18 protein-coding genes and 1 pseudogene are annotated in these 20,521 nt (G+C 68.4%); 7 read left to right on the top strand and 12 right to left on the bottom strand.

From position 1 onward, the window contains the following. Positions 1 to 2 precede the first annotated feature (2 nt). Positions 3 to 1,430, bottom strand: coding sequence for an FAD-binding oxidoreductase (locus tag ACQP2E_RS23575; protein ID WP_433825111.1), 1,428 nt, complete (start codon positions 1,428 to 1,430; stop codon positions 3 to 5). A 67-nt stretch (positions 1,431 to 1,497) separates the two neighbouring features. Next, positions 1,498 to 2,601, bottom strand: a complete 1,104-nt coding sequence (locus tag ACQP2E_RS23570; protein ID WP_433825110.1) for a hypothetical protein — start codon at positions 2,599 to 2,601, stop codon at positions 1,498 to 1,500. A 168-nt stretch (positions 2,602 to 2,769) separates the two neighbouring features. Here ACQP2E_RS23570 and ACQP2E_RS23565 point away from each other — a divergent pair, with 168 nt between their 5' ends. Both ACQP2E_RS23565 and ACQP2E_RS23560 read left to right on the top strand, forming a co-directional pair. Continuing rightward, positions 2,770 to 3,120 carry a hypothetical protein gene (locus tag ACQP2E_RS23565; protein WP_433825109.1) on the top strand — a complete coding sequence of 117 codons (351 nt, stop codon included), beginning with the start codon at positions 2,770 to 2,772 and terminating at the stop codon, positions 3,118 to 3,120. After that, on the top strand, positions 3,117 to 3,494 hold the full coding sequence (locus ACQP2E_RS23560) for a hypothetical protein (RefSeq protein WP_433825108.1): 378 nt from the start codon (positions 3,117 to 3,119) through the stop codon (positions 3,492 to 3,494). The genes ACQP2E_RS23565 and ACQP2E_RS23560 overlap by 4 nt, the downstream gene beginning before the upstream one ends. Position 3,495: 1 nt before the next feature. Here ACQP2E_RS23560 and ACQP2E_RS23555 read toward each other — a convergent pair whose 3' ends face one another. Genes ACQP2E_RS23555 through ACQP2E_RS23525 form a run of 7 tightly spaced genes read right to left on the bottom strand, consistent with a single transcriptional unit; the run spans position 3,496 to position 9,128 of the window. Beyond that, on the bottom strand, positions 3,496 to 4,974 hold the full coding sequence (locus tag ACQP2E_RS23555; RefSeq protein WP_433825107.1) for a ricin-type beta-trefoil lectin domain protein: 1,479 nt from the start codon (positions 4,972 to 4,974) through the stop codon (positions 3,496 to 3,498). Then, positions 4,971 to 5,564, bottom strand: a complete 594-nt coding sequence (locus tag ACQP2E_RS23550) for a type II secretion system protein (protein WP_433825106.1) — start codon at positions 5,562 to 5,564, stop codon at positions 4,971 to 4,973. Before ACQP2E_RS23550 ends, ACQP2E_RS23555 begins: the two co-directional genes overlap by 4 nt. Beyond that, positions 5,561 to 6,991, bottom strand: coding sequence for a type II secretion system protein (locus tag ACQP2E_RS23545; protein ID WP_433825105.1), 1,431 nt, complete (start codon positions 6,989 to 6,991; stop codon positions 5,561 to 5,563). Before ACQP2E_RS23545 ends, ACQP2E_RS23550 begins: the two co-directional genes overlap by 4 nt. Positions 6,992 to 7,025: 34 nt before the next feature. After that, positions 7,026 to 7,424, bottom strand: a complete 399-nt coding sequence (gene sodN, locus ACQP2E_RS23540) for a superoxide dismutase, Ni (protein ID WP_433825104.1) — start codon at positions 7,422 to 7,424, stop codon at positions 7,026 to 7,028. Positions 7,425 to 7,456: 32 nt separating this feature from the next. Then, positions 7,457 to 7,945 (bottom strand): flavin reductase family protein, encoded by a 489-nt coding sequence (locus tag ACQP2E_RS23535; RefSeq protein ID WP_433825103.1) that lies wholly within the window; start codon positions 7,943 to 7,945, stop codon positions 7,457 to 7,459. 47 nt (positions 7,946 to 7,992) lie between these two features. Further along, positions 7,993 to 8,562, bottom strand: coding sequence for a hypothetical protein (locus ACQP2E_RS23530; RefSeq protein WP_433825102.1), 570 nt, complete (start codon positions 8,560 to 8,562; stop codon positions 7,993 to 7,995). Further along, a complete protein-coding gene (locus ACQP2E_RS23525; RefSeq protein ID WP_433825101.1) occupies positions 8,559 to 9,128 on the bottom strand; it encodes an RNA polymerase sigma factor in 570 nt (189 codons plus the stop codon). The genes ACQP2E_RS23530 and ACQP2E_RS23525 overlap by 4 nt, the downstream gene beginning before the upstream one ends. On the opposite strand from ACQP2E_RS23525, the pseudogene ACQP2E_RS23520 reads away from it, so the two are divergent. The 3 genes and pseudogenes from ACQP2E_RS23520 to ACQP2E_RS23510 form a co-directional block, all read left to right on the top strand. Then, positions 9,127 to 9,588, top strand: a pseudogene (locus ACQP2E_RS23520) (hypothetical protein); the annotation flags it as partial. The gene ACQP2E_RS23525 and the pseudogene ACQP2E_RS23520 sit on opposite strands and share 2 nt — an antisense overlap. A gap of 271 nt (positions 9,589 to 9,859) precedes the next feature. Then, positions 9,860 to 10,285 carry a methyl-accepting chemotaxis protein gene (locus ACQP2E_RS23515; protein WP_433834020.1) on the top strand — a complete coding sequence of 142 codons (426 nt, stop codon included), beginning with the start codon at positions 9,860 to 9,862 and terminating at the stop codon, positions 10,283 to 10,285. 71 nt (positions 10,286 to 10,356) lie between these two features. Next, positions 10,357 to 12,084, top strand: coding sequence for a serine/threonine protein kinase (locus ACQP2E_RS23510; protein WP_433825100.1), 1,728 nt, complete (start codon positions 10,357 to 10,359; stop codon positions 12,082 to 12,084). A 128-nt stretch (positions 12,085 to 12,212) separates the two neighbouring features. Here the strand turns inward: ACQP2E_RS23510 and ACQP2E_RS23505 are convergent, their stop codons facing one another. The 3 genes from ACQP2E_RS23505 to ACQP2E_RS23495 form a co-directional block, all read right to left on the bottom strand. Next, the gene (locus ACQP2E_RS23505) at positions 12,213 to 14,192 is read right to left on the bottom strand and encodes an amino acid transporter (protein WP_433825099.1); all 1,980 of its coding nucleotides are present in this window, start codon (positions 14,190 to 14,192) and stop codon (positions 12,213 to 12,215) included. Positions 14,193 to 14,421: 229 nt separating this feature from the next. Next, on the bottom strand, positions 14,422 to 15,078 hold the full coding sequence (locus tag ACQP2E_RS23500; protein WP_433825098.1) for a response regulator transcription factor: 657 nt from the start codon (positions 15,076 to 15,078) through the stop codon (positions 14,422 to 14,424). Then, on the bottom strand, positions 15,075 to 16,367 hold the full coding sequence (locus tag ACQP2E_RS23495; protein WP_433825097.1) for a sensor histidine kinase: 1,293 nt from the start codon (positions 16,365 to 16,367) through the stop codon (positions 15,075 to 15,077). Before ACQP2E_RS23495 ends, ACQP2E_RS23500 begins: the two co-directional genes overlap by 4 nt. Positions 16,368 to 16,453: 86 nt before the next feature. Here ACQP2E_RS23495 and ACQP2E_RS23490 point away from each other — a divergent pair, with 86 nt between their 5' ends. Both ACQP2E_RS23490 and ACQP2E_RS23485 read left to right on the top strand, forming a co-directional pair. Further along, the gene (locus ACQP2E_RS23490; protein ID WP_433825096.1) at positions 16,454 to 17,827 is read left to right on the top strand and encodes a hypothetical protein; all 1,374 of its coding nucleotides are present in this window, start codon (positions 16,454 to 16,456) and stop codon (positions 17,825 to 17,827) included. Positions 17,828 to 18,192: 365 nt separating this feature from the next. Continuing rightward, a complete protein-coding gene (locus ACQP2E_RS23485) occupies positions 18,193 to 20,094 on the top strand; it encodes a hypothetical protein (protein WP_433825095.1) in 1,902 nt (633 codons plus the stop codon). Positions 20,095 to 20,521 lie beyond the last annotated feature (427 nt).

Genomic DNA, 20,521 nt, shown 5'->3' with positions numbered 1-20,521 from the left:
CATTACCGCAGGATATTATGATTTAACCGGAAAATATTGCACGGATCGACCCTTCGCTTCAGCTCGCGCAGCCGCTGGTAGACCCCGGGCTGGTAGGCGTGCCGCACCGCATCGGCACTCGCCTCGTCCACGCTCATGAAGTTCAGGTACATCCCTCCGGTGCTCCACGGTCGCAGCCGCCGGATGATCGCGTCCTGCGCCGCCCGGGCCTGGGCCGCACCGCCCGGGCCGGTGATGGCGGCCATGAACACGGTGAACGCCGCATCCCGCTGGGAGACCGCGTTCGGCACCTCGGGCTCCCGGGCCAGGGCGCCGCCGAGATGGCGTACCTCGGTGAGGGTGATCGGGAAGGGCGCGTCCGGCCCGGCCATCGCGACCAGCGCGTCGACGGTCTCCGCGGTCAGCTCACGCAGCAGCCCGGTGCGTTCATGAGCGGTCACCGGATCGACCGGATCGGCGTGGATCGCCCCGAACGCCGTATACGGCTGCTGAGCCACCCCGTCGATGATCGGGGTCGCCACCGCACGCAGTGGCTTCACCAGCGCGGCACCCTTCGCCGCGTCACCGGTGTAGGCGACGCGCAGGCTCACCACCGCCTTGCCGCGCAGCGGCGGCGGAAAACCGTCCTGGTCCGGGAAGTGCATCAGCGCCACCGATGACGACATCGCCTCCGGCACGGTCAAAACCCAGCGACGGTACGCGTGAAGCACCGTCGCCGCGTCGGCGCCCGCGAACACGATCGATCCGCCGTAGAACGTGGTGACCGGGAACAGGCCGAACTCGATCGCCGTCACCAGGCCGAAGTTGCTCTTGCCGCCGCGCAGGCCGAAGAAGAGTTCCGGGTCGGAGCCGGCGGTCACGGTGCTCGACCGGCCGTCGGCGGTCACCACGTCGATGCTGCGGACGTGGTCGGCGGCCCAGCCGTACTGCCGGCCGAGGGTGGGGCTCAGGCCGCCGCCCAGGGTGTAGCCGACCACGCCGACGATGCCGGTCGAGCCGACCAGTGGGGCCAGGCCGGATCGGGCCGCCTTGTCGACGACGTCCTGCCAGAGGGCGCCCGCCTCGGCCCGGGCGACCCGGCGTCGCGCGTCCACGGTGACGCCGCGCATCGCCCGGGTGGAGACCAGGACCGCGTCGCGGCCGATCGGGACGGACGGCTGGTGGCCGGTGGCGAGGACGGCAACCGGCGCGTCGTGGCGGGCGGCGTGCCGGACCGCGTCACGGACGTCGCCGGCGGTCCGGGCGGCCACCACCAGGCCCGGGTTCGGAGTCTGTACCAGGTTGAAGACGGTGAGCTCTTCGGCGTACCCAGGGTCGCCGGGTTTGAGGAAGTGGGGCTGGGGTCGGGGTTTGCTCGACGCGGGGGCGGCCGTGGCGATCGTCGCCGCGCCCGCCAGGCCGAGGACGGTCCGGCGGTTGACGTGCTCCATCGATGTGGCTCCGATTCAGGTGGTGGATGTGTCACCTGGACTGAACCGGAGCTTGATCATCCTCGGGTCAGCGTCGCGTGGACGCCACCCGCTTGAGGGTGCGGCGGATCTTGCCGGTCGCGCGGAGTTTGAGCAGGTCGAGCGCGCGGACGCCGTCGACGTTGGGCTGTTTGGTCAGCTCGTCGGCGTGTTCCAGCATGCCGACGATGGTCTCGATGGCGGCCTGCAGGATGCGGGAGTCGTCCAGGTCGTCCGGGCTGGTCGACTCCTTCATGTTCACCGGGCGCAGCTCGTCGAGGTCGCCGACGATGTGGCACGGGTAGTCGCGCAGCTCCTTGATCTGCTGCTCGGCCATCTCGGCGACCCAGCCGGCGCGGTCCAGGCCGACGCCGAAGCGCACCTCGTTGCCGCTGTTCTTGAGCACCGCGTTCACCAGGTGCCGCTGCACCACCAGCTGGTAGGGCGTACGGTGCGGGAAACGGTCGCCGAGCGCGCCGTTGACCCGGCGCAGCACCTCGATCTCGGCGGCGCCGAGCGACGGGTTCGCGGTCGGGTCCTCCAGGTCGCAGAGACCGTCCGGGATGCCGGCGATCCCGGCGAACCGCCGCCACAGCGTGTCGTGCGGCGCGCCCGGACCGGGAACCGTGACGAGGTGACGCTGGGCGGGCGGGACCAGATCGCCCCACTTCCGCAGCATCCGGTTGGGCGTGTGCATCTCCCAGAACGTCTCGAACCGGCCCTGCTCGACCGCGGTCAGGAACTCCGAGAAGGTCCACTTGTTGCGGGCCCGGACGCTCTGCTGCCACATCGAGGGGAGGGTGCGCCACAGGTCCCGCCCGGTGACGATGACGTGCACCTCGGCCGACCCGAACGCCGCGACGCCCCGGGCCGCCTGTTCCGGGGTCGCGCCGCCGAGCGCCTCGTTGGTGACGATCGCGTCGCCGTCGAACCGGCGCGCTTCCTCGGCGAGCTTCTCCCAGGTATAGGTGGCCCGCGGGTCGCGCCATTCGACCTCGCGCAGATCAGTCATCGCCTGGTCCTGCGCCCAGGACCAGCCGGGCATCAGAATGCCGGCGCCGCGCAATGCGTCCTGGTTGTTCCAGAGCACATTCTGGATGTAGGTGCTGCCCGTTTTCGGGGCGCCGACGTGCAGAAACACGCGTCGGGCCATGGTGCCTCCCAAGATCGATCGGGCGGACAGCGTGACACATTCTCACCGTTGGCAGCTGTGAGCGGAGGCATCGGGAAAATGGATTCATCCAGGTGTCACCTGGATTCAATTTCCTACTATTCCATTGGGGCTAAAGGGAATTTGCACGCGCGTCGCATACTGATCACCATGACTGAGCCTGAGCCTGAGCCTGGGCCTGAGCCGTACGGGGAGAGCGTGCTGGTGTCGCTCGGCTGGTACGTCACGGTGCTCGGCGCCCTGCTCCTCGGGCTGCGGCAGACCGACACCGGGCGAACCTGCGACGACGCCACGTCGTGGTGCTTCACCCCGTCCGCGCTGGCGGGAATCGGCGTGGTTCTCGCTGTGCCGGCTATCGCGGTGATGACCGGCATCAGCGCGCTGATATCCCGCCCGATGGTCCGGTCCGGCCTGTCCGCGCCGGTGGCGGGCACCGCGGCGGCCGCGGCAGCGGGCGTGGTGTTCGTCCTGATCGCCCTGATCGCGCTGGCGGCCCGATGAAACCGCTCTTCTACGGGTGGCTCTACGGAGTGCCGTTTCTGCTGATCGTCGGGTGGGTCCGGCGGGCGTCGTCGCCGGAGTTCGGTGATCCGGCGCAGGCCGCGCAGTACGGCGAGGTCACTCTGCGCTACCTGATCGCGGCGCTGGTGCTGAACATCGCGGTTCCGCTGATCGGGATGGCGGTGGCCTGGCGGCGGCGCGACCAGGAGTGGACGGCCCGGTTCGTCAGGTCGCTCTGGTGGATGGCCGGTTTGCTGTTTCTTCAATGGATGATCGTCGCGGGGAGCCCCGGCCCGCCGGCCGACCAGGAGCCGGCGCCGCAGGTGACCCGGTGCATCCCGATCAGCGGCGGGCGTCAGTGCCCGGGAGGCTGAGTTATTTTTCCTGAATTTTGGAGAGGCCGGTCGAGGGTGCGACGATCGCGTTCCATTTCTGCAGGAGGCTGCCGTCGCATGCGCCGACCTTGATGCGGCCGATCTTGTCGCCGAGGCGGGTGTAGAGCTCGGTCTCGCTCGGGTACAGGCAGAGCCCCGCCGAGTCGACAACGGTGTACGCCTTCGTGGTGTCCTTGTGCGCGACGTACCGGGTCCAGGTCACCTCGGCGGCGATCGAGGTGGCGCAGGCGACCACGATGACGTACTGGCCGGTCGCGGCCGAGCGGGGGCTGCGCAGGCAGTACGTGACGGAGCCCTTCGTCGCGGTGACCCGGCCGGTGCCGCCGGTGGTCGTGTCGGTGACCGCGGGCAGGGTGAACCGCTGGTTCCAGGAGATGTTCGCGGGCACCGGGTTCGCGGTGCACGGCCAGGCGATCAGGTACCCGTAGATCACGTTCCCCTCGGTGACGTCCATGCAGCGGCCGAACTGCTGGTAGTTCACCAGCTGCTGGGTGCTCTCGCCGGCCGCGCCCGCGCCGACGCTCGGTTCCGGCTGCATCGTCGACGTCGAGTTGTAGACGGTGCTCGGGCACTTCGCGTAGATCAGCCGGCTCTGCTTGGCGCCCGGGTTCTGCAGGTTGATGCACCAGCCGTTCAGAGTCAGGGCGTCGTCGGTCCCGGCGAAGCTGGCGTGGCTGGCGTGCAGCGTCCACAGCTGGCGCGGCGGTGACTGGGTGGTGGTGTCGTCGATCGCGACGACGCACGGCTGGAAGGTCACCACGACCGACGTGCCGGTGGACGGCCTGGTCGCGTCGAGACACATGTCGCTGCCCGAGGAGAGCGCGGGCTTCGGGTGCGTCAGGGCCATGCTTTTCACGTACGCGAACATCTGGGTGTGCGGCCGTTGCGAGTCGCACGGCATCATCCACACCTCGTCGCCGGCCTCCGGCTGATCCTTGAGCGAGTCCATGCAGAGTTCGCCACCCGGATAGTTGTGGATCAGTCCCATCGGCACCTGCGCGTTCGGCACCCGGAACGTGTACGTCGCCTCCAGGACCCGGGACTTCACCGTCGACGTACGCGCGGTCCCGCCGGCCGAGCCGTCGGTGACGTCCCAGGCCTTCAGGCTCGCGGTCGCCGGTGCGTACAGCGGCGGGCAGCTGAGCTGGCCGCCGGTCGAGCTCAGGTACGTGATGTCGACCCGGTACGCGTTCCCCGCCGCCGACGAGATCGTCCCCTGCAACGAACCGCAGGGCAGCGCCGACGGTTTGCCCTTGCCGTCGGCGCCGACGGCCGCCCGGATCTGGCCCATCGCCACCTGCAGCCCGGCCTCGGCGGATCCCAGGGCCATCCCGCGGTCGGCCACCCGGCGTACGTCCTTGACCTGGCTGAGCAGCGCGGAGCTGAGCAGGCCGCTGATCGACAGCGCCAGGATGGAGATCAGGACGGCGATCGGCAGGGAACCACGGTCAGTCCTCATGTCCCGGCCCGCCCTTCCTGGCACACCGTCGCGTTCGACGATGTCGCGGTGGCATCCGAGTTCAGTGCCGTGAACAGGAACTCGGCGGTGTGGCTCCCGGCGGCTGGGCCCGCTGAGGCGAGCGTGGCGGTCAGGCTCAGCTTCAGTTGCTGGCGTACGCCGACCGTGCTGGTCACCGTGAACGGCGTGGCGCTGGAGATCCCGCCGGCCAGGGTGCTCCAGCCGCCGCGCGGTGTGCTGCCGCTGGTCCAGGTACGGCGTGCCAGGATGTCGCCGCGCAGCCGCAGCTCGGTGCAGAGCTGGGTGCTGCCGTTGACGTTGAGGTATTCGACGTACTGGTCGGCGCCGTCGGTGCCGGTGCCGGCCTTGCTGATCGCTGAGGCGTACCGGATCTCCGCGTCCAAGCGCTCGAAGATGATGTTGAGCCGGCTCTGCAACGCCTGGGTGGCCTCGGCCTTGTTGGCGGTGGTGTACATCTGCGCCACGGCGGTCGCGACGATCGCCGTGAAGAAGCCCATGATCGACATGGCGACGACGAGTTCGACGAGGGTGACGCCGGCGTCCCTGATCGTCTTTGGTGGAGGTCTCACGAGCACGTTCCGGTGATCGTGATGTCGGCGCCGCCCACCTGCACGGTGTCGCCGATGATCCCGCACTGGAACACGCTGTACGACCCGAGCAGGGCAATGCCGCCGCCCAGGGCCTGAACGGTGCCGTAGACGGTCGCGTACGAGCCCGAGATGGTGATCGCCGACGTGGACGTGGAGCCGCTGAGCAGGCCGGTCGTCGCCGGGCTGGTTTTGCTGCCGATGGTCACCTTGGAGGTGGCGACGGTGATCGTGCCGGTGGCGACCAGCAGCGGCGTCACGTCGGTGGTGACGTTCACGGCGCACGGCACGTAGACGACGGTGGCGGTGGACGCGACCGAGCCGGCGGCGTACGTCCAGGTGCCGGAGGAACAGGCGGAGGCTGCGACCGCGTAGTACCCGGTGCCGGCGGCCGCCGCCGCGGCGCCGCCGGGCGCGTAGTCGGCGACCACCCGGGTGCCGGTCGGCACGGACGCGCTCACCTGCACCGGCGTGGGCGCGGTGGCGCCTGCGATGTACTGATCGGAGACGTACTCGATCCGGGGCGAGAGGGTCACCGAGGAGCCCTCGATGCGCAGGTCCGAATTGGTGTGCACCAGGCCGGTGACGGTCAGTGCCGACGAGGAGAGCCAGAGCGCGGCCGGGTTCGTGTACCCGCTGCTGCGGTTCGCCCAGATCGCGGTGCCGCCGCTGGTCGCACTCGCCGACGGCGAGGGTGACGGTGAGGCCGTCACGGACGGCGAGGCCGACGCGGATGCGGACGCCGACACGGTGGCCGACGCCGAGGCCGACGCGGTGGGGCTGGTGGTCACCCCGGCGGTCGGCGCGGTCGGGAAGACCGGGTCGTCGGCCGCGTTCAGCAGTGTTGCGAGGAAATAGGTGCAGGTGCTGCCCGGGCACTGCACGTCTTTCCACTGCACGGCGACGACAACGCGCAGGAACTCGGTCCCGGTGCCGCTGCCCGTGCAGGCGCCGGCGGTGCCTGTCGCACGCCAGCACTTCACGACGTACCAATGCTGCTGGTAGGTGAGACCGTTCAGCACGACCGCGACCGCCGTGGTGGGCAGCGAGGCGGTGGCGCCGGCGCCGGCACCCGCGTCGGTGTCCCAGACCTGCACCGAGTCGGCCAGGTACGCGTCGACCCCGGTGACCAGGGTCTGCCCGGCGACGGCGGCCCTGTCCCGGCGGGTGAGCACGTTCTCCCCGCCGAGACCGGTCGCCACCTCCAGGGCGGAGGTGGCGACGCGTACGGCGTCCTCGCGGCCGGCGTAGTGGTTGCCGAGCGACAGGCTCCGGACGTAGAAGACAGTGGTCGCGGCGAGCACGGCGCTGACCATCGCGATCGCGACGATGACCTCGACGAGGGTGAACCCGTCTTGATCGCCGGAGCGGCGCACCGGATCAGCCCCTTCACAAACGATTCTTCTCACGCTGAATCGTCAGAAAGGGGCCGAACCTGAGCTGTCAGGCCTGCTTTGTCTCCCAGAAGATCTTGGAGATCTCCTCGATCTTGCCGAGCAGCTTCTCCGCGACCTCCGGGTCGGCCGATCCCTTCGCGCCGCTCGCCCCCGCCAGCTTGGTGGCCTCGTTGAACAGCGAGTGCAGCTGCGGGTACTTCTCGAAGTGCGGCGCCTTGAAGTAGTCGGTCCAGAGCACCCAGAGGTGGTGCTTGACCAGCTCGGACCGCTGCTCCTTGATGATCAGCGCGCGGGTACGGAACTCCGGGTCGGAGCTGGCCTGGTACTTCTCCGCGATCGCCTTGACCGACTCGGCCTCGATCCGGGCCTGAGCTGGGTCGTAGACGCCGCAGGGCAGATCGCAGTGCGCGCTGACCGTGATGGACGGGGTGAGGAATCTGAACATCGGTGCGTCCTTCACTTGGTGCGTCCTTCACTTCACGGATGGTGGGCAATGAACTCGCGGTCGTGATAAACCAGCCGGCCGCCGCCGGTGCCGAGAACGACCTCGAGCACCTCCGCGACGACCACTGTCGAATCGCCGACCTCGACGAGGTGCAACGGGGTGCCGCGCAGCGTGGCCAGGGCGCCGGCCAGGACCGGCTCGCCGGTGGGCAGCACGTCCCAGCCCTGCTCGGGTGTGAACCGCGGCCGTCCGGCATGGGCGAAGTCGTGCGCCAGGGTGGCGTGGCCGGGCCCGAGCATGTTCACCACGAAGCTCGGCGCCTCCACGATGGCGCGGGCCGACCGGGTGCCCATGACCGAAAATGACAACGCGGGCGGCTCCACCGACACCGACGCGACGCTGGAGGCGGTCAGGCCCACCGGTCCGCCCGGTCCGGTCGCGGTGATGACCGCGACCCCGGTCGGGTACCGGCGGAAGGCCGCCTTGAACAGCTGGGAGACATCGATGCCGGTTCGGAACACGAGGAAACCCTAAAACCTCAAGCGGACTTGAGGTCAAGGCATCTTTTTCAGCCGGGGAAAGCCTGCTCGTAGAGTTCCTTCAGCCCGGGCGTGCTCGCCTCGCCGCTGTACCCGCAGATCATCACGGCGCCGGCCGACGACGCGACCAGGTAATCCTTTCCGGACTCGAACTTCCCGGTGCCCATCAGCTGCTCGGACGTCTCACCGGTCTGCGTCACCTCGACCCGGTCGGCGGCGGCGCCGTGATAGACGCGCGTCACATCGAGGGTCACCGTCGTGCCGGTGAGCGCGGCGACCGTACCCGCGAAGGCGAAGTCGGCGGAGGCCGCGAGGCGCTCCGCGGAGGGCTCCACGCACTTGGCCGCGATTGCCCCAGGCCCGGTGAGCTGCACCGTTGTCGCGGTATCCGGCCTGGTGAGAGCCCAGCCCGCGACGCCTGCCACGATCAGGATCAGGGCCGCCGCGGCGAGAGCGTAGTGCCGCCGCTGCTTGTTCACCACGGTCGTCGTTGTCACAGTCTTCTCCAGGAGTCGCGTCACCTCGTCGGGAGACGCCGCCGCCATCGACGCGGCCGGATCCGCCTGGCGTAGCCGGGCTCGCAGATCGTTATCGGTCATCGCCGTCTCCCTTCCGTCGACTCCTCATGTCCGGCCGCGTCATCAAGCTTTCCGGGGCCGGCGAGCTTTTCGGGGGCGGCGAGCTTTCCGAGCTGATCCCTCAATCTGCTCTTCGCCCGGTGCAGGCGGATGTTCACCGCGTTCACCGAGACGTCGAGCACCACCGCGATCTGCCCGGGCGACAGGTCCTCCCACGCCCACAGGCGCAGCAGCTCGGCGTCCTCGGCACGCAGCGCGGCCAGCGCCGCCGCAAGATCGTCATCGGTCTCGGCAGGCGCGCCGGTCACCGTCACCGGCGGATCCAAAACCGCGATCTTGGCGGCCAGGCGCGCTTGGCGACGCCGCGCACGCTCCGCGTTGGCCAGGCTCAGACGAGCGATTCCGTACGCCCAGAGCACGTGTTCGGCGGGCATGTCCTCAAGACGGCGCCAGCAGGTCAGCAGGGTCTCGGAGAGCACGTCGTCAGCGGTCGCCGGATCGGTCCGCCGTGCGAGGTAACGGCGCACGGCATCGATCACCGCAGGCGCCACCGCCTCGAACCGCGCCCGCCGCACCTCCGCGTTCATGAAGTCCACCCTCGCTCATGTCCGGCAGCGGCCTGATCCTTTCCCGGTCGGCCTGATCCTTTCCGGTCGGCCAGATGTTTTCTCCGTTGCCGCAACCTGCAGGGGATCCGGGCGCGGTACCTGGAGTACGGCGTGGCCACCGCCGCCGTCCGCGAGACCCTGGTGGATGAGATCAACGAGCGGAAGACCAAGGTCGTTCGCCACCGCGTACCGCGACACCATCCTGCCTCTGATGATCACCGCTTCGGACGCCATCGAGGAGGAGAACACCGCGCAGATGGACCAGGCCGCGACGCGGGCCGCGGCGAGCGCCACCTCCGCCGCGGACGCCAAGCGCCTGCAGATCGGGGTACTCATCGTCGGGGTGCTCGCCGCTGTCGTCATCGGTCTCTCCGTCGCCCGATACATCGTCAAACGCCTGGAACGGGTCAAACGGACGCTGACCTCGATGGCGGAGGGTGACCTGACCGACACCGTCGACGTGGCCGGCCGCGACGAGGTCGGGCAGATGGCGCACATGCTCTCCCGGGCGCAGACACAGACCCGGGACGTGGTGGCGTCGGTCGGCGCCGCGGCACAGAGCCTCGCGGCCGCCGCCGAGGAGACCTCGGTGATCGCCAACCAGATCAGCGAGGGCGCCGCGACCGCCTCCGAGCAGGCACGCAAAGTGTCGGCGGCATCCGCCGACGTGTCGCTCAGCGTCACCACGGTCGCTGCCCCGGATCGGCGACGTGATCCGGGTGATCACCGCGATCGCCGAGCAGACGAATCTGCTCGCCCTGAACGCGACCATCGAGGCCACTCGGGCCGGCGAGACGGGCAAGGGGTTCGCTGTGGTGGCCGGCGAGGTCAAGGACCTGGCTCAGGAGACGGCGCGGGCCACCGAGGACATCGCCCGGCGGGTCGAGGCGATTCAGAACGACAGCAATCTCGCGGTGTCGGCCATCGCCGAGATCAGCGAGATCATCGGCCACATCAGCGACTACACGACGCCCGGAGCACGGCGGAGTCGGTGGGTGACGCGCAGAGATCGGCGGCCGAGTTGTCCCGGATGTCGAGCGATCTGCAGGCGGCGGTGTCCCGGTTCGTCTACTGAGGAATTTTTCCTGGTTCTTGCTCTCTCCTGCTCTTGTGCCGTCTTCGGCTGCGCCGGGTGAGGCGTAGAGATCGGCTTGAGTAGAATCCCCGGTCGCGGTGCCTGCGTGGCAGCGAAGGGGGAGAGCGTCAGATGAGCATGCCGCTACGGCCGGGGGATCTGGCCCGGCTCGGCCGGTACGACCTTGTCGGCCGGCTCGGCGAAGGCGGCATGGGAACCGTCTTCCTCGGGCGTGACCCGGATGGACGGCTCGTCGCGATCAAAACGGTCCGGCCCGAGTACGCGGCCGACACCGAGTTCCGGGGGCGCTTCCGCAGCGAGGTGAACCGGGCACAACAGGTGCCGCCGTTCTCCACCGCCGAGGTTCTCGACGCCGATCCCGACCACGAGCCGCCGTACCTGGTCGTCGAATATGTCGACGGGCCCAGCCTGGCCGCCGAGATCCGGGACAAGGGTCCGCTCAGCGGATCCGCCCTGCACAGCGTTGCGGTCGGGGTGGCCACCGCGCTGACCGCCATCCACAGCGCCGGGGTGATCCACCGCGATCTGAAGCCGGGCAACGTGCTCTTCGCCCGGGGCGGCATCAAGGTGATCGACTTCGGGATCGCGCGGGCGTTCGAGGCGACCAGCCAGCACACCCGGACCGACCAGATGGTGGGCACGGTCGCGTACATGGCGCCGGAGCGTTTCGACTCGCTGGGCGGGCGGCCTGTGACCGCGGCGGCGGACATCTTCGCGTGGGGTGCTGTGGTCGCGTACGCGGCTACCGGGCGGACACCGTTCGCGGCCGAGGCGGCGGCGGCCACCGCGATGCGTATCCTCACCCAGCCGCCGGATCTGCGCGGGGTGCCGGAGTCGCTGGTTCCGGTGGTGGAGCGGGCGCTGTCCAAGGATCCGGTGGAGCGGCCTTCGGCACGGGAACTTCTCGATCTCCTGCTGGCGTCGTCGGTTCCGGGGGCGGTGGTTCCGGCGTCGACGGGTGCTGGGCCGGCGGGCGCTGGGCCGGCGGGTGCTGGGTCGGCGGGTGCTGGGCCGATGGGTGCTGGACCGGTGGGCACTGGGTCGGCGGGTGCTGGGCCGGCGGGTGTGGTGCCGATGGGGGCGGGGCCGGTCGCGACTGATTCTGATCACGGTGCGCTGGTGGGCGTACCCTCGGGGCGTCGGCGGTCGAAGGCGCTCGCGGCAGCGAGCGTGGCCGTGCTGCTGGCCGGCGGTCTTGGGGCCGCGATCCGATATTTGCCCGATGAGTCGGTTTCTTCCGGATCCGAATTGCCTTCCGGTGGATCGGTGGCGTCGGCGCCGGCCGCTCCGTCGGCGGTGGCCTCGCCCACCGTGGAGCCGTTGACGCCGGAGGAGCGGCTTGCCGCGATCCTGCGTGGCAACCGGCAGATGTTGATCCACGTGGCTGAGGTTGATCGCGATCTCGCCCTCGAGATCCACAACAGCGAGGTCGAGCTGGGCGACGGTACGGGGGAGAAGTCGCTGTTCGCACTGGACTCGCTGGGTGTCGACTATCTGATCCGGTCGATGGCGGATCCGAAGGCCGAACGCTGCGTCGGCGTGAAGATCATCCCGGATGTGGGGTCCGAGGTGGTGGGCGCGGAGTGCTCGGCGACCAAGGGCACGGTGTTCGAGCTGGTCAAGACCACGAAAAGGGATGACCAGAACCGGCCCACGTATTGGATCTACAACGATGCCTACGGGTATGTGCAGTGGAGTGATCAGGACAAGGCGTTGTACGTGCAGGAGGTGGGTGACGCGGAGCCGTTGACCACGTTCAGTTTCGTCGATCGTGGGCCGTTGCCAGTGTTGGAGTCTGCGCCTGTGTCTTCGGCGGAGCCTTTGCCTGAGCCTTCTTAGAAGCCTTCGTTTCGCCGGGGTTTTTGATCGTTCTGTTCTGGGTTTGCGGGTCTGGTCTGTTGCGGTTCTGGATCTTTTTGGTTTTGTCCTTTTTGGTCCTTTTGGTTTGGGCTTTTTGTTCTTTTGGGTCAACCGACGTGGATGTGGGGGCGGCGTTTTCGGTCCGGCTCGGCTTGCCGGATGATCTCGCGGGTCACCGGGGCCACCTCGCCCTGGCCGAAGATCAGGTAGCGGGCGAAGTTGGCAACCGGGTTGCCCTCGGTCCACTCGAAGTAGATGTGCGGACGCCGGTGCGTGGTGTCGCGTACCCAGAGCAACAGCGCGGCCAGGGCGCTCGGCACCGACGAACTCTCCATGGTCAGCACCCGGTAGCGGCCGTGCCGTAGCTCGCCGCGCACGTGCAGCTCCGTCTCGAAGTCCGACGCGTCCTGGACCGTGACCTCGACGAACAGCACGTCACGCTGGTCGGTCATGTCGTTGTCGGCGATGATCTGGGTCAGCTTCGCGGAGTACTCGCGGGCGTCGCGCTCCTCCGGCTCGTTCGCGATCAGCCGGATCTGCCGGCCGCCCGCCTCGGCCAGGAACGCCTCGGCGATCGGGTCGGCGCCGATCGCGGTGACCCGCAGCTCGAACGCCCGGAACACCCGGGACAGCAGCGACACCGCGATGATCGCCGCGATGAAACAGGCCGCGATCTTCACGCCGTCCGGACGCTCGAACACGTTGACGACCGTCGTATAGGTGAACACCGCCGTGATCGCGCCGAACGCCCACGCGCGTTTGCGCTGCCCCCGGTGATGGGCGGAAAGCGTCACGGCCGTCGCCGCCGAGGTGATCAGAACGAGCACACCCGTTGCGTAAGCCCCGCCCTGCGCGTCCACGTCCGCATCGAAGATCACCGTGATCAGGAATGCGGCGCCGGTGAAGACCAGCACCAGCGGCCGGACCGCGCGTGCCCACGACGGTGCCATGCCGAACTTGGGGAGGTAACGCGGGACCAGGTTGAGCAGGCCGGCCATGGCGGAGGCGCCGGCGAACCAGAGGATCGCGATGGTCGAGATGTCGTAGACGCTGCCGAAGACGTTGCCCAGGTTCTGGTGCGCGAGGTAGGCGAGCGCCCGGCCGTTCGCCTCACCACCCGGCGCGAACTGATCCGCCGGGATCAGGATCGTCGTGGCGACGCTGCTGGTCAGCAGGAAGACACTCATGATCCCGGCGGCGACGGTGAGCAGCCGTTTCCCGCCCCGGATCCGCTGGGGGAGAGTGCCCTTGATGTGCGGCATGACGGCCACGCCGGTCTCGAACCCGGACAGGCCGAGCGCGAGTTTCGGGAAGACCAGCAGCGCGATGCCGACCATGGCAAGCGGGCTGCCGTGCGACGTGGTCAGCGCGTGCGTCCAGTCGGTGACCGCGTGCGGATGGGTGAACACCTGCCACAGGGCGTCGCCGATCACGACCACGTTGAGCGCGAGGTAGACGCCGACCAGAGCGACGGCGATACCAATCGCCTCGGTGAACCCCTTGAGGAAGACCGCGCCGAGCAGCGCGATCAGCAGCAGCGTGACGAGGACGTGCTGGTCACGCAGCGACTCCGGCCAGAACGGGTTCTCGTCGATGTGCGCGGTCGCGTCGGCGGCCGACAGGGTGATCGTGATGATGAAGTCGGTGGCCGCGAAACCGAGCAGGACCAGGACGAACAGCTTGCCCTTCCAGAACGACAACAGCCGCACCAGCATGGCGATCGAGCCCTCGCCGTGCGGGCTGTCAGCGGCCACGCGCCGATAGACGGGCAGCGCGCCGAGCAGCGTGACCAGGACCAGCACGAGCGTGGCCAGCGGCGAGAGCGCGCCCGCCGCCAGGGCGGCGATGCCGGGTTGGTAGCCCAGCGTGGAGAAGTAGTCCACACCGGTGAGACACATGACCTTCCACCAGGAGTGTGGCTTTTCGGCGTGGGCCTGGGTTTCAGGGTGCGCGTTCTGAAGCTGCTGGTTCTGTGGTTGCTGGTTCTGTGGTTGCTGGTTCTGTGGTTGCTGGTTCTGTGGTTGCTTGTTCTGCGGCTGGTCGTTCTTTGGCTGCTCGTCGAGTCCTTTGAGCAACCATTCGCGCACCGTGGCCATGTTCGTCCTTCCGATTCCCTCCTCAAGATCCTTCATGGGGGAGGGCGGAAATGCCCGCTGACAGGCGTTAATAAAACGTGAAAGTGGTGCTGGGCTGGGCTGGTTGGCGCTGCTGGTGCTGGCGGTGGTGGTGGCACTGGCGTTGCTGGGGGTTGGCGTTGGCGCTGTTGTTGGGGCTGGGGTTGGCGCTGTTGTTGGGGTTCGAGTCGGCGGTTGGGCGTTAGGTCACTCGGTAGCCGACTCCGGGCAGTGTGGTTATCAGCGGCGGGTTGCCGAGCTTGCGTCGCACCCGGCCGATCGTCACGGCGACCGTGTTGGTGAATTGGTCGGCGTGCTCGTCCCAGACCTTTTCGAGCAGCGTCTCCGCGCTGATGAACCCCGGGCTGGCCCGCATCAGCTCCTCCAGCAGCGCGAACTCCTTGACGGACAGCCCGAGATGCCGCCCGTCGCGAACCGCCGTCCGGCGCACCGGATCCAGTTCGATCCCGGCGACGCACAGCACCCGCGGACGCGCGTCCGGCCGGCGCCGGGCAAGAGCCTGGATCCGCAGGATCAGCTCGGGGAAGTGGAACGGTTTAGACAGGTAGTCGTCAGCCCCCAGGGTGAGCCCGCTGACCCGGTCGCCGGGGGCGCTCGCGGCGGTGAGCATCAGCACCATCGGCCGGCCGGTCCGCTCGGTGATCTGGAGGCAGAGCGTGTCCCCGTGCAGTCCCGGCAGGTCGCGGTCCAGCACGACGACGTCATAGGGCGCCAGGTCGACCTTCGTCGCGGCACTCAGCCCGTCGTGCGCCACGTCGACGGCCATGCCGCTGTCGGTGAGGCCTTCGACGACTACTTCGGCCAGTGCATGGTCGTCCTCGACAAGTAGCACTCTCATGGCGCCACCAGGGTGACCCTGACCCGAAGCCCGCCGGTGGGCCGGGCAGCCAGGTCGAGGCGGCCGCCGTGTGCGGTAGCGACAGCGGCCACGATGGACAGACCGAGTCCGGAGGAGCCACTGACTCTGGTGGTGTCGGTGTCGCGCACCGGCGTCGTGGTGTGGGGGTGGGTAGCGGGTTGCAGGGGACCTGGCTGATCTGGGCACTGGCCTGGTGGACTTGGGCTCTGGCCTGGTGGACTCGGGCTCTGGCCTGGTGGACTTGGGCTCAGGCCTGGTTGATTTTGGCTCGATCCTGGTTGATTTTGGCTCAGGCGTTCTGGATTCGGGTTCATGCGTTCTTGACTGGGGTTCAGGCGTTCGAAGGGCTGGGCCAGGCGTTCGACGTCGCGCTGGTCGAGGGGTGGGCCGCCGGTCTCGACGGTCAGCGTCACCGTGCCGGTGTCGTGCACCCCGGACGCCCTTATCCAGCCGTGGTCCTCGTTGTGGCGGACGGCGTTGTCGATCACGTTTTCCACCAGGCGGGCCAGCAGCGCGGGGCTTCCGTGTGTGGCCGTTCCCGGCGGAACCTTCATGGTGACCGTCAAGTGCTTCGCGCGTACATCTGATGCTCGCTGGCGCAACGCGGTCGCGACCAAATCGCCTAGATCCACGATTTCTGCGTCCGCAAGGACGCCGTGTTGTGCCCGCGCGAGCACAAGGAAACCGTCGAGCAGGTGATCGACCCGGTCGAGCTGGCTGCGGAGGCGGCCGGCGAGGGCCATGGTTGCCGGAGGTGGATCGGGCTTGGCCGCGGCGACGTCGAGCGAGGCGCGCATGGTCGCCAGGGGAGTGCGGAGTTCATGGGAGGCGTTGGCGACGAACCGGCGCTGCGCGGCGAAGGAAGCCTCGAGGCGTTCCAGCAGGCCGTCGATGGTGTCGGCGAGATCTTTCACCTCGTCGGCCGGGCCAGCGACGGCGAGCCGGTGGTCGAGGCTTTCGGCAGTGATGCGCCGCGTGGCGACAGTGATGGAACGCAGAGGCCGCAGCACGCGCCCGGCCAGGATGCGGCCCATCACGAGCGAGACACCCGCCATCATGAGCAGTGCCGTCGCTGCGCTGGTCATCAGCTGGCGGTCCTGCTGGACGGCGGGCAGCGGCCCGCCGCTGCCGGTGGGTGCGACGCTGGTGACCTCGACGCCCGAGAGCAGGAAGGCCAGCGCCAGAAGCGTGGCGCCGGAACCGAGGAACACGCTGGCGTAAAGGATGGTGAACCGTGCACTCACGGTCCCGCGGCGAAGCCTGAACATGTCAACAGCATGCCTGCGAGGACCTAACAGGGGCATGACAGGTTCGCTTCGGCTGGTGTCATGCCGGGGTGCGTAGAACCGAAGGCATGAGAAAGAGGAGCATCGTCGCACTGGCCGTCGCGGTCCTCTCCGTCGTCGTGCCGGGCCTGTTACTTGCGGGTGGGCCCGGGAGTTCCGGCAGAGAAGGTGCCGGCCTCGACGTCGCCGACCAGTTCTGGTTCCTGCATCGCGATCTCGGCCCCGAGGGAAGCCTCACGGTCCGGCTGACCGCGATGACCGGCACGATCACCTATCCGCCTCCGGACCACGACGAGATCGTGCCCGGGCTGGTTCCCTGGGCCAAGGTGGGGCTCATCCTGAAAGACGGACTGCGACGTGGATCGCCTTACGCAGCCGTGATGATGACCGGTGACCACGGCGTCCGGTTCCAGCACAACTATCTGCACGACGTTGCCGGCCGGCCCGGCGGCGTTTCCGAGCGGGTGCCGCGCTGGTTGCGGCTGACTCGCTCGGGTCCGACTGTCATCGGCTCGGAGTCGGTCGACGGCAAGAACTGGGTGACCGTGGGGACAACGCTCCTAGACGGGCTTCCGGACACCGTCCAGATCGGACTCTTCGCCACGTCGCCCGGCGACCTGACACTGCGACGGGTAGCTCTCGGCGGGTCCGTCGAGGAGGTCCGCTTCACCCAGGCGGTCGGTGTCTTCGACAACGTGACTCCCGGTGGCGACTGGGCGAGTGATCCGGTCGGCGAGATGAACCGGACGGACTGGGAGCTGCTGCACCATGCGTCCGGCGCTGTCGAGCAGGCCGGTGTCGTCACGGTCAGCGGGACAGGCGACATCGGGCCGATCGGCGAGGAGGCTCCGATCACGACCCGCTTGGCGTTGTCCGGGTTGCCGATCGCGCTCATCATCGTGCTCGTGGTTGCCGCGTCGGTGGTGCGGTCGTCCGGCACGGGCGCGGCGGGACGTCGCCCGCTGCTCACGATGGCGGCCGCGAGTTTCCTCACCGGCCTGATCGCGGTCGGCGTCGTCGTCCCGGTGCCACGGGTTGCCATCGGCCTCGGTGTGGCGTTTGCCCTGTGCGCGGTTCTCACCGGTCAGCTTCGTGAGCTTTTCGGGCGTCGCTGGGCGGCCGTCGCGGTCTCGACGCTGCTGGTTTTCGTGCCCTATTTCGTCGCGACGACCGCCCTGCTGCCGGACCCCATCGCACAGTGGCTGCTGCGGGTCACTCCGGCGGCCGGATTCGCGGCCGGTCAGACGCTCGTGGAGTACCCGCAGGTGACGGCGCACTATGCCCCGTCGGCAGGGTACTTCCCGTTGCCCTGGTGGGCGGGGTTGCTGGTGCTCGGCGCGTACCCCGCTGTCCTCGCCCTGGTCGTTCGCCGGGCACGTCGGCAGCCGCAACCCCGGATGTCAAGGTTCAACCGTTCGCCGAGACGCACCGCGGGTGTGTGACGACCCCTAACGATCGGCCGGGGGCCGATCGAGACCGTCACTCACCAACCCTGGACCCCACCAGTACGCCGATCTCGGCGCGGGCGGCGTTGCCGGGCGGCCGCGGGGACGCCCCGGTTCGCTCGGCACGTTGCCGCCAAAGCAGTTTGCCACCGAAGCACGGCCACCGAATCACGCCTGCCGAGGCGCGGCCACCGAAGCACTGCTGCAAAGGCGCGGCCACCGAAGCACTGCCGCGAAGGTGCGGCCGCCAACAGAGCGGTCTGCTATTTCCGGACATTGACGAACGTTAAGTACTGTTGTCGACACGGGGTGAGCATGGACAAGGACTTCACATCGGTGGTGGTTGATGACAGCGTGTCCACATGAGAAGGAGAAGCCCGTTCGTCATAGTGCTCGTCGCGGCTCTCGTGGCGGCCTCGGCGGGACCCGCCGGCGCCCACTCGAAGCCGAGCCTGTCCTACCTGAACCCCGGTGGACAGGCGCGCCTGGTCGAGAAGGTCCCGGTCAACGTGGTCTTCGTCGGATATGAGCCGTCACAGGTCGCCAAGAGCGATTTTCTCGCCGAGCTGGCGCCGTCCTACGAGCCGGTGGTGCGGTCCCGGCTGTCCTACGGGGTGACCGAGAAGCTCGGCATCACCTACAAGTACGACTACAAACTCAACTACGCCGATAAGTCATACGAGAACAAGTTCTTCGGGCAGCTCAGCAAGCTGGGCAAGGCAGCGCCGCTGACCGCGTACCAGCAGGCCTACAACGATCAGGCCGGCAACGTGCTCGACATTCCGAACAACACCACGATCGACGCGCCCAGCGTGGAGAAGTGGCTGGCGTTCAACCCGCCCCGGGGCGTGGACACACGCCGCAACACGGTCTTCTTCGTAAACTGGTACGGGCGTTCCGACTTCAAGCACCACGTCTACACGAAGGCCGGCGAGCCGGACCCGGACACGGGTTACGACTTCGGCGCGAACCGCGACTCCCGCAAGATGATCGCCTGGGGTGGCACGACCGCCGACGACGAGGAGACCGGCCTGGGCGCGACCCGGCGAGTCTGGTTCCACGACCTGTCGGCCGGCCCGGAGTCGTGGACCAGCAACTACGACGTCGACAACCCGGACCTCGACGGTGACGGCGTCGTCGACTACCGGATGCCGCCGACCTGGGAGTACGCGGCCGACGGCTTCCGTTCCCCGGCCGCGCTCGCCGGTGACCTCGGCAAGATCACCCGCTACGTGGCGCTGAACCTGCTCTTCACGACGTCGCCGCTCTACCCGGTGGAGCTGCCGACGCCGGAGCTGCCGAAGTCACTGAACCTCGACGACAACACGTACGAGGGCTGGCCCGGTGTCGACGCCTCCGAACAGTACGTGACGCCGAGCCTGCTCAAAGCGGAGCTGGCCGAGCTGCGCTGGCGCAACAAGCTCAGCTACGACTCACAGGATCTGCCCTACGACGCCCAGGCCGAACAGTGTTACCTCGGGCTGCTGACGGGCGAGTCCTGCTACCCGGAGAGCGGCTATCCGGCGTTCGCGAACCTGTATCTCTACAACAAGGAGAACCTGGACCGGGCCCTTGACGACCAGGGCAAGGTCGACTATGAGATCCCGCTGTTCAACTATGCGGTCGCCGAGGGTGTCGGGGTGCCGGCGCTCGGGTTCGCCGACGACGACTACACGACAGGTGACCAGTCGTACGTCTTCTCGTTCATCTCCCCGGAGGTGGTCGCGAGCGGATACGGCCTCACCACCACCCAGATCCACGAGGTCGGCCACCACCTGGGCATGAGCCACCCGCACGACGGTTACGACAGCACGACCGGTGTCGACTACGGCCCTGGCGGGGAGTTCTACTTCGTCAACGCCGGCGACGAGAACAACTCGATGATGAGCTACATCGACGTGAACTGGGACTTCAGCCAGTTCGACCGGGACAACAGCGACCGGTTCCTCACGGCCGCCTACTGGGAGGCCGCGAACCGCCTGGCCGCCACGGTGCCTTCCGGCAAGGGCAAGACCTCCTTGCGTACGGCGGACGGCCTGCTCGGATTGGCGTCGAAGGCGTTCGCCGCGCATGAGTACCGGGCGGCATACGCGCTGGCCGAGAAGGCCTACAACATCGTGTCGGCGATTCCGGGCGCGGACCGGGCGTCGGTGGCAAGCACCCTGAAGGCGCAGGCCGATCAGGCGCGGCGCACCACCCAGCTGCACGACCCGCACGAGTTCATCGACACGCTGGCCCCGGAAAGCCCGCGCAGCCAGCCGTAAGAGCAGAGCGAGTAGTGAGAACGAGCGAGTAATGAGAACGAGCGAGTAATGAGAACGAGCGAGCCGTAAGGACGAGCGGGCCGTGAGAACGAGCGGGCCGTGAGAACGAGCGGGCCGTGAGAACGAGCGGGCCGTGAGAGCGAGCGGGCCGTAAGAGCGGAGGGAGCGCGGCGACCAGCAATGTTCGCCGCGCTGCCTTCGCTGCTCAAGCCGCGATCTTGGCAAGGACCGCACATCGGCAGCCACATCGGCAGCCACATTGGCAGCCGGGACTTGCCAAGATCGCGGAAGGGCCTGAGCTGACCGAGCGGCTGGTCGTAAGCGCGCTCTGGGTTCGTGTGGGGAACGGGTCTGGCGGAGTGGCTGGGCGCGGAAAGGATCACAGCGGGTTGGTGGGGGCCACCGGTTTGCTTCCCATATGGCAAGA

This window comes from Actinoplanes sp. CA-015351 (genome assembly GCF_050955685.1).
In the GTDB taxonomy this organism is placed as follows: domain Bacteria; phylum Actinomycetota; class Actinomycetes; order Mycobacteriales; family Micromonosporaceae; genus Actinoplanes.
The sequence above is the reverse complement of the archived record's forward strand: the minus strand, read 5'-3'. Positions and strand labels throughout refer to the sequence as shown.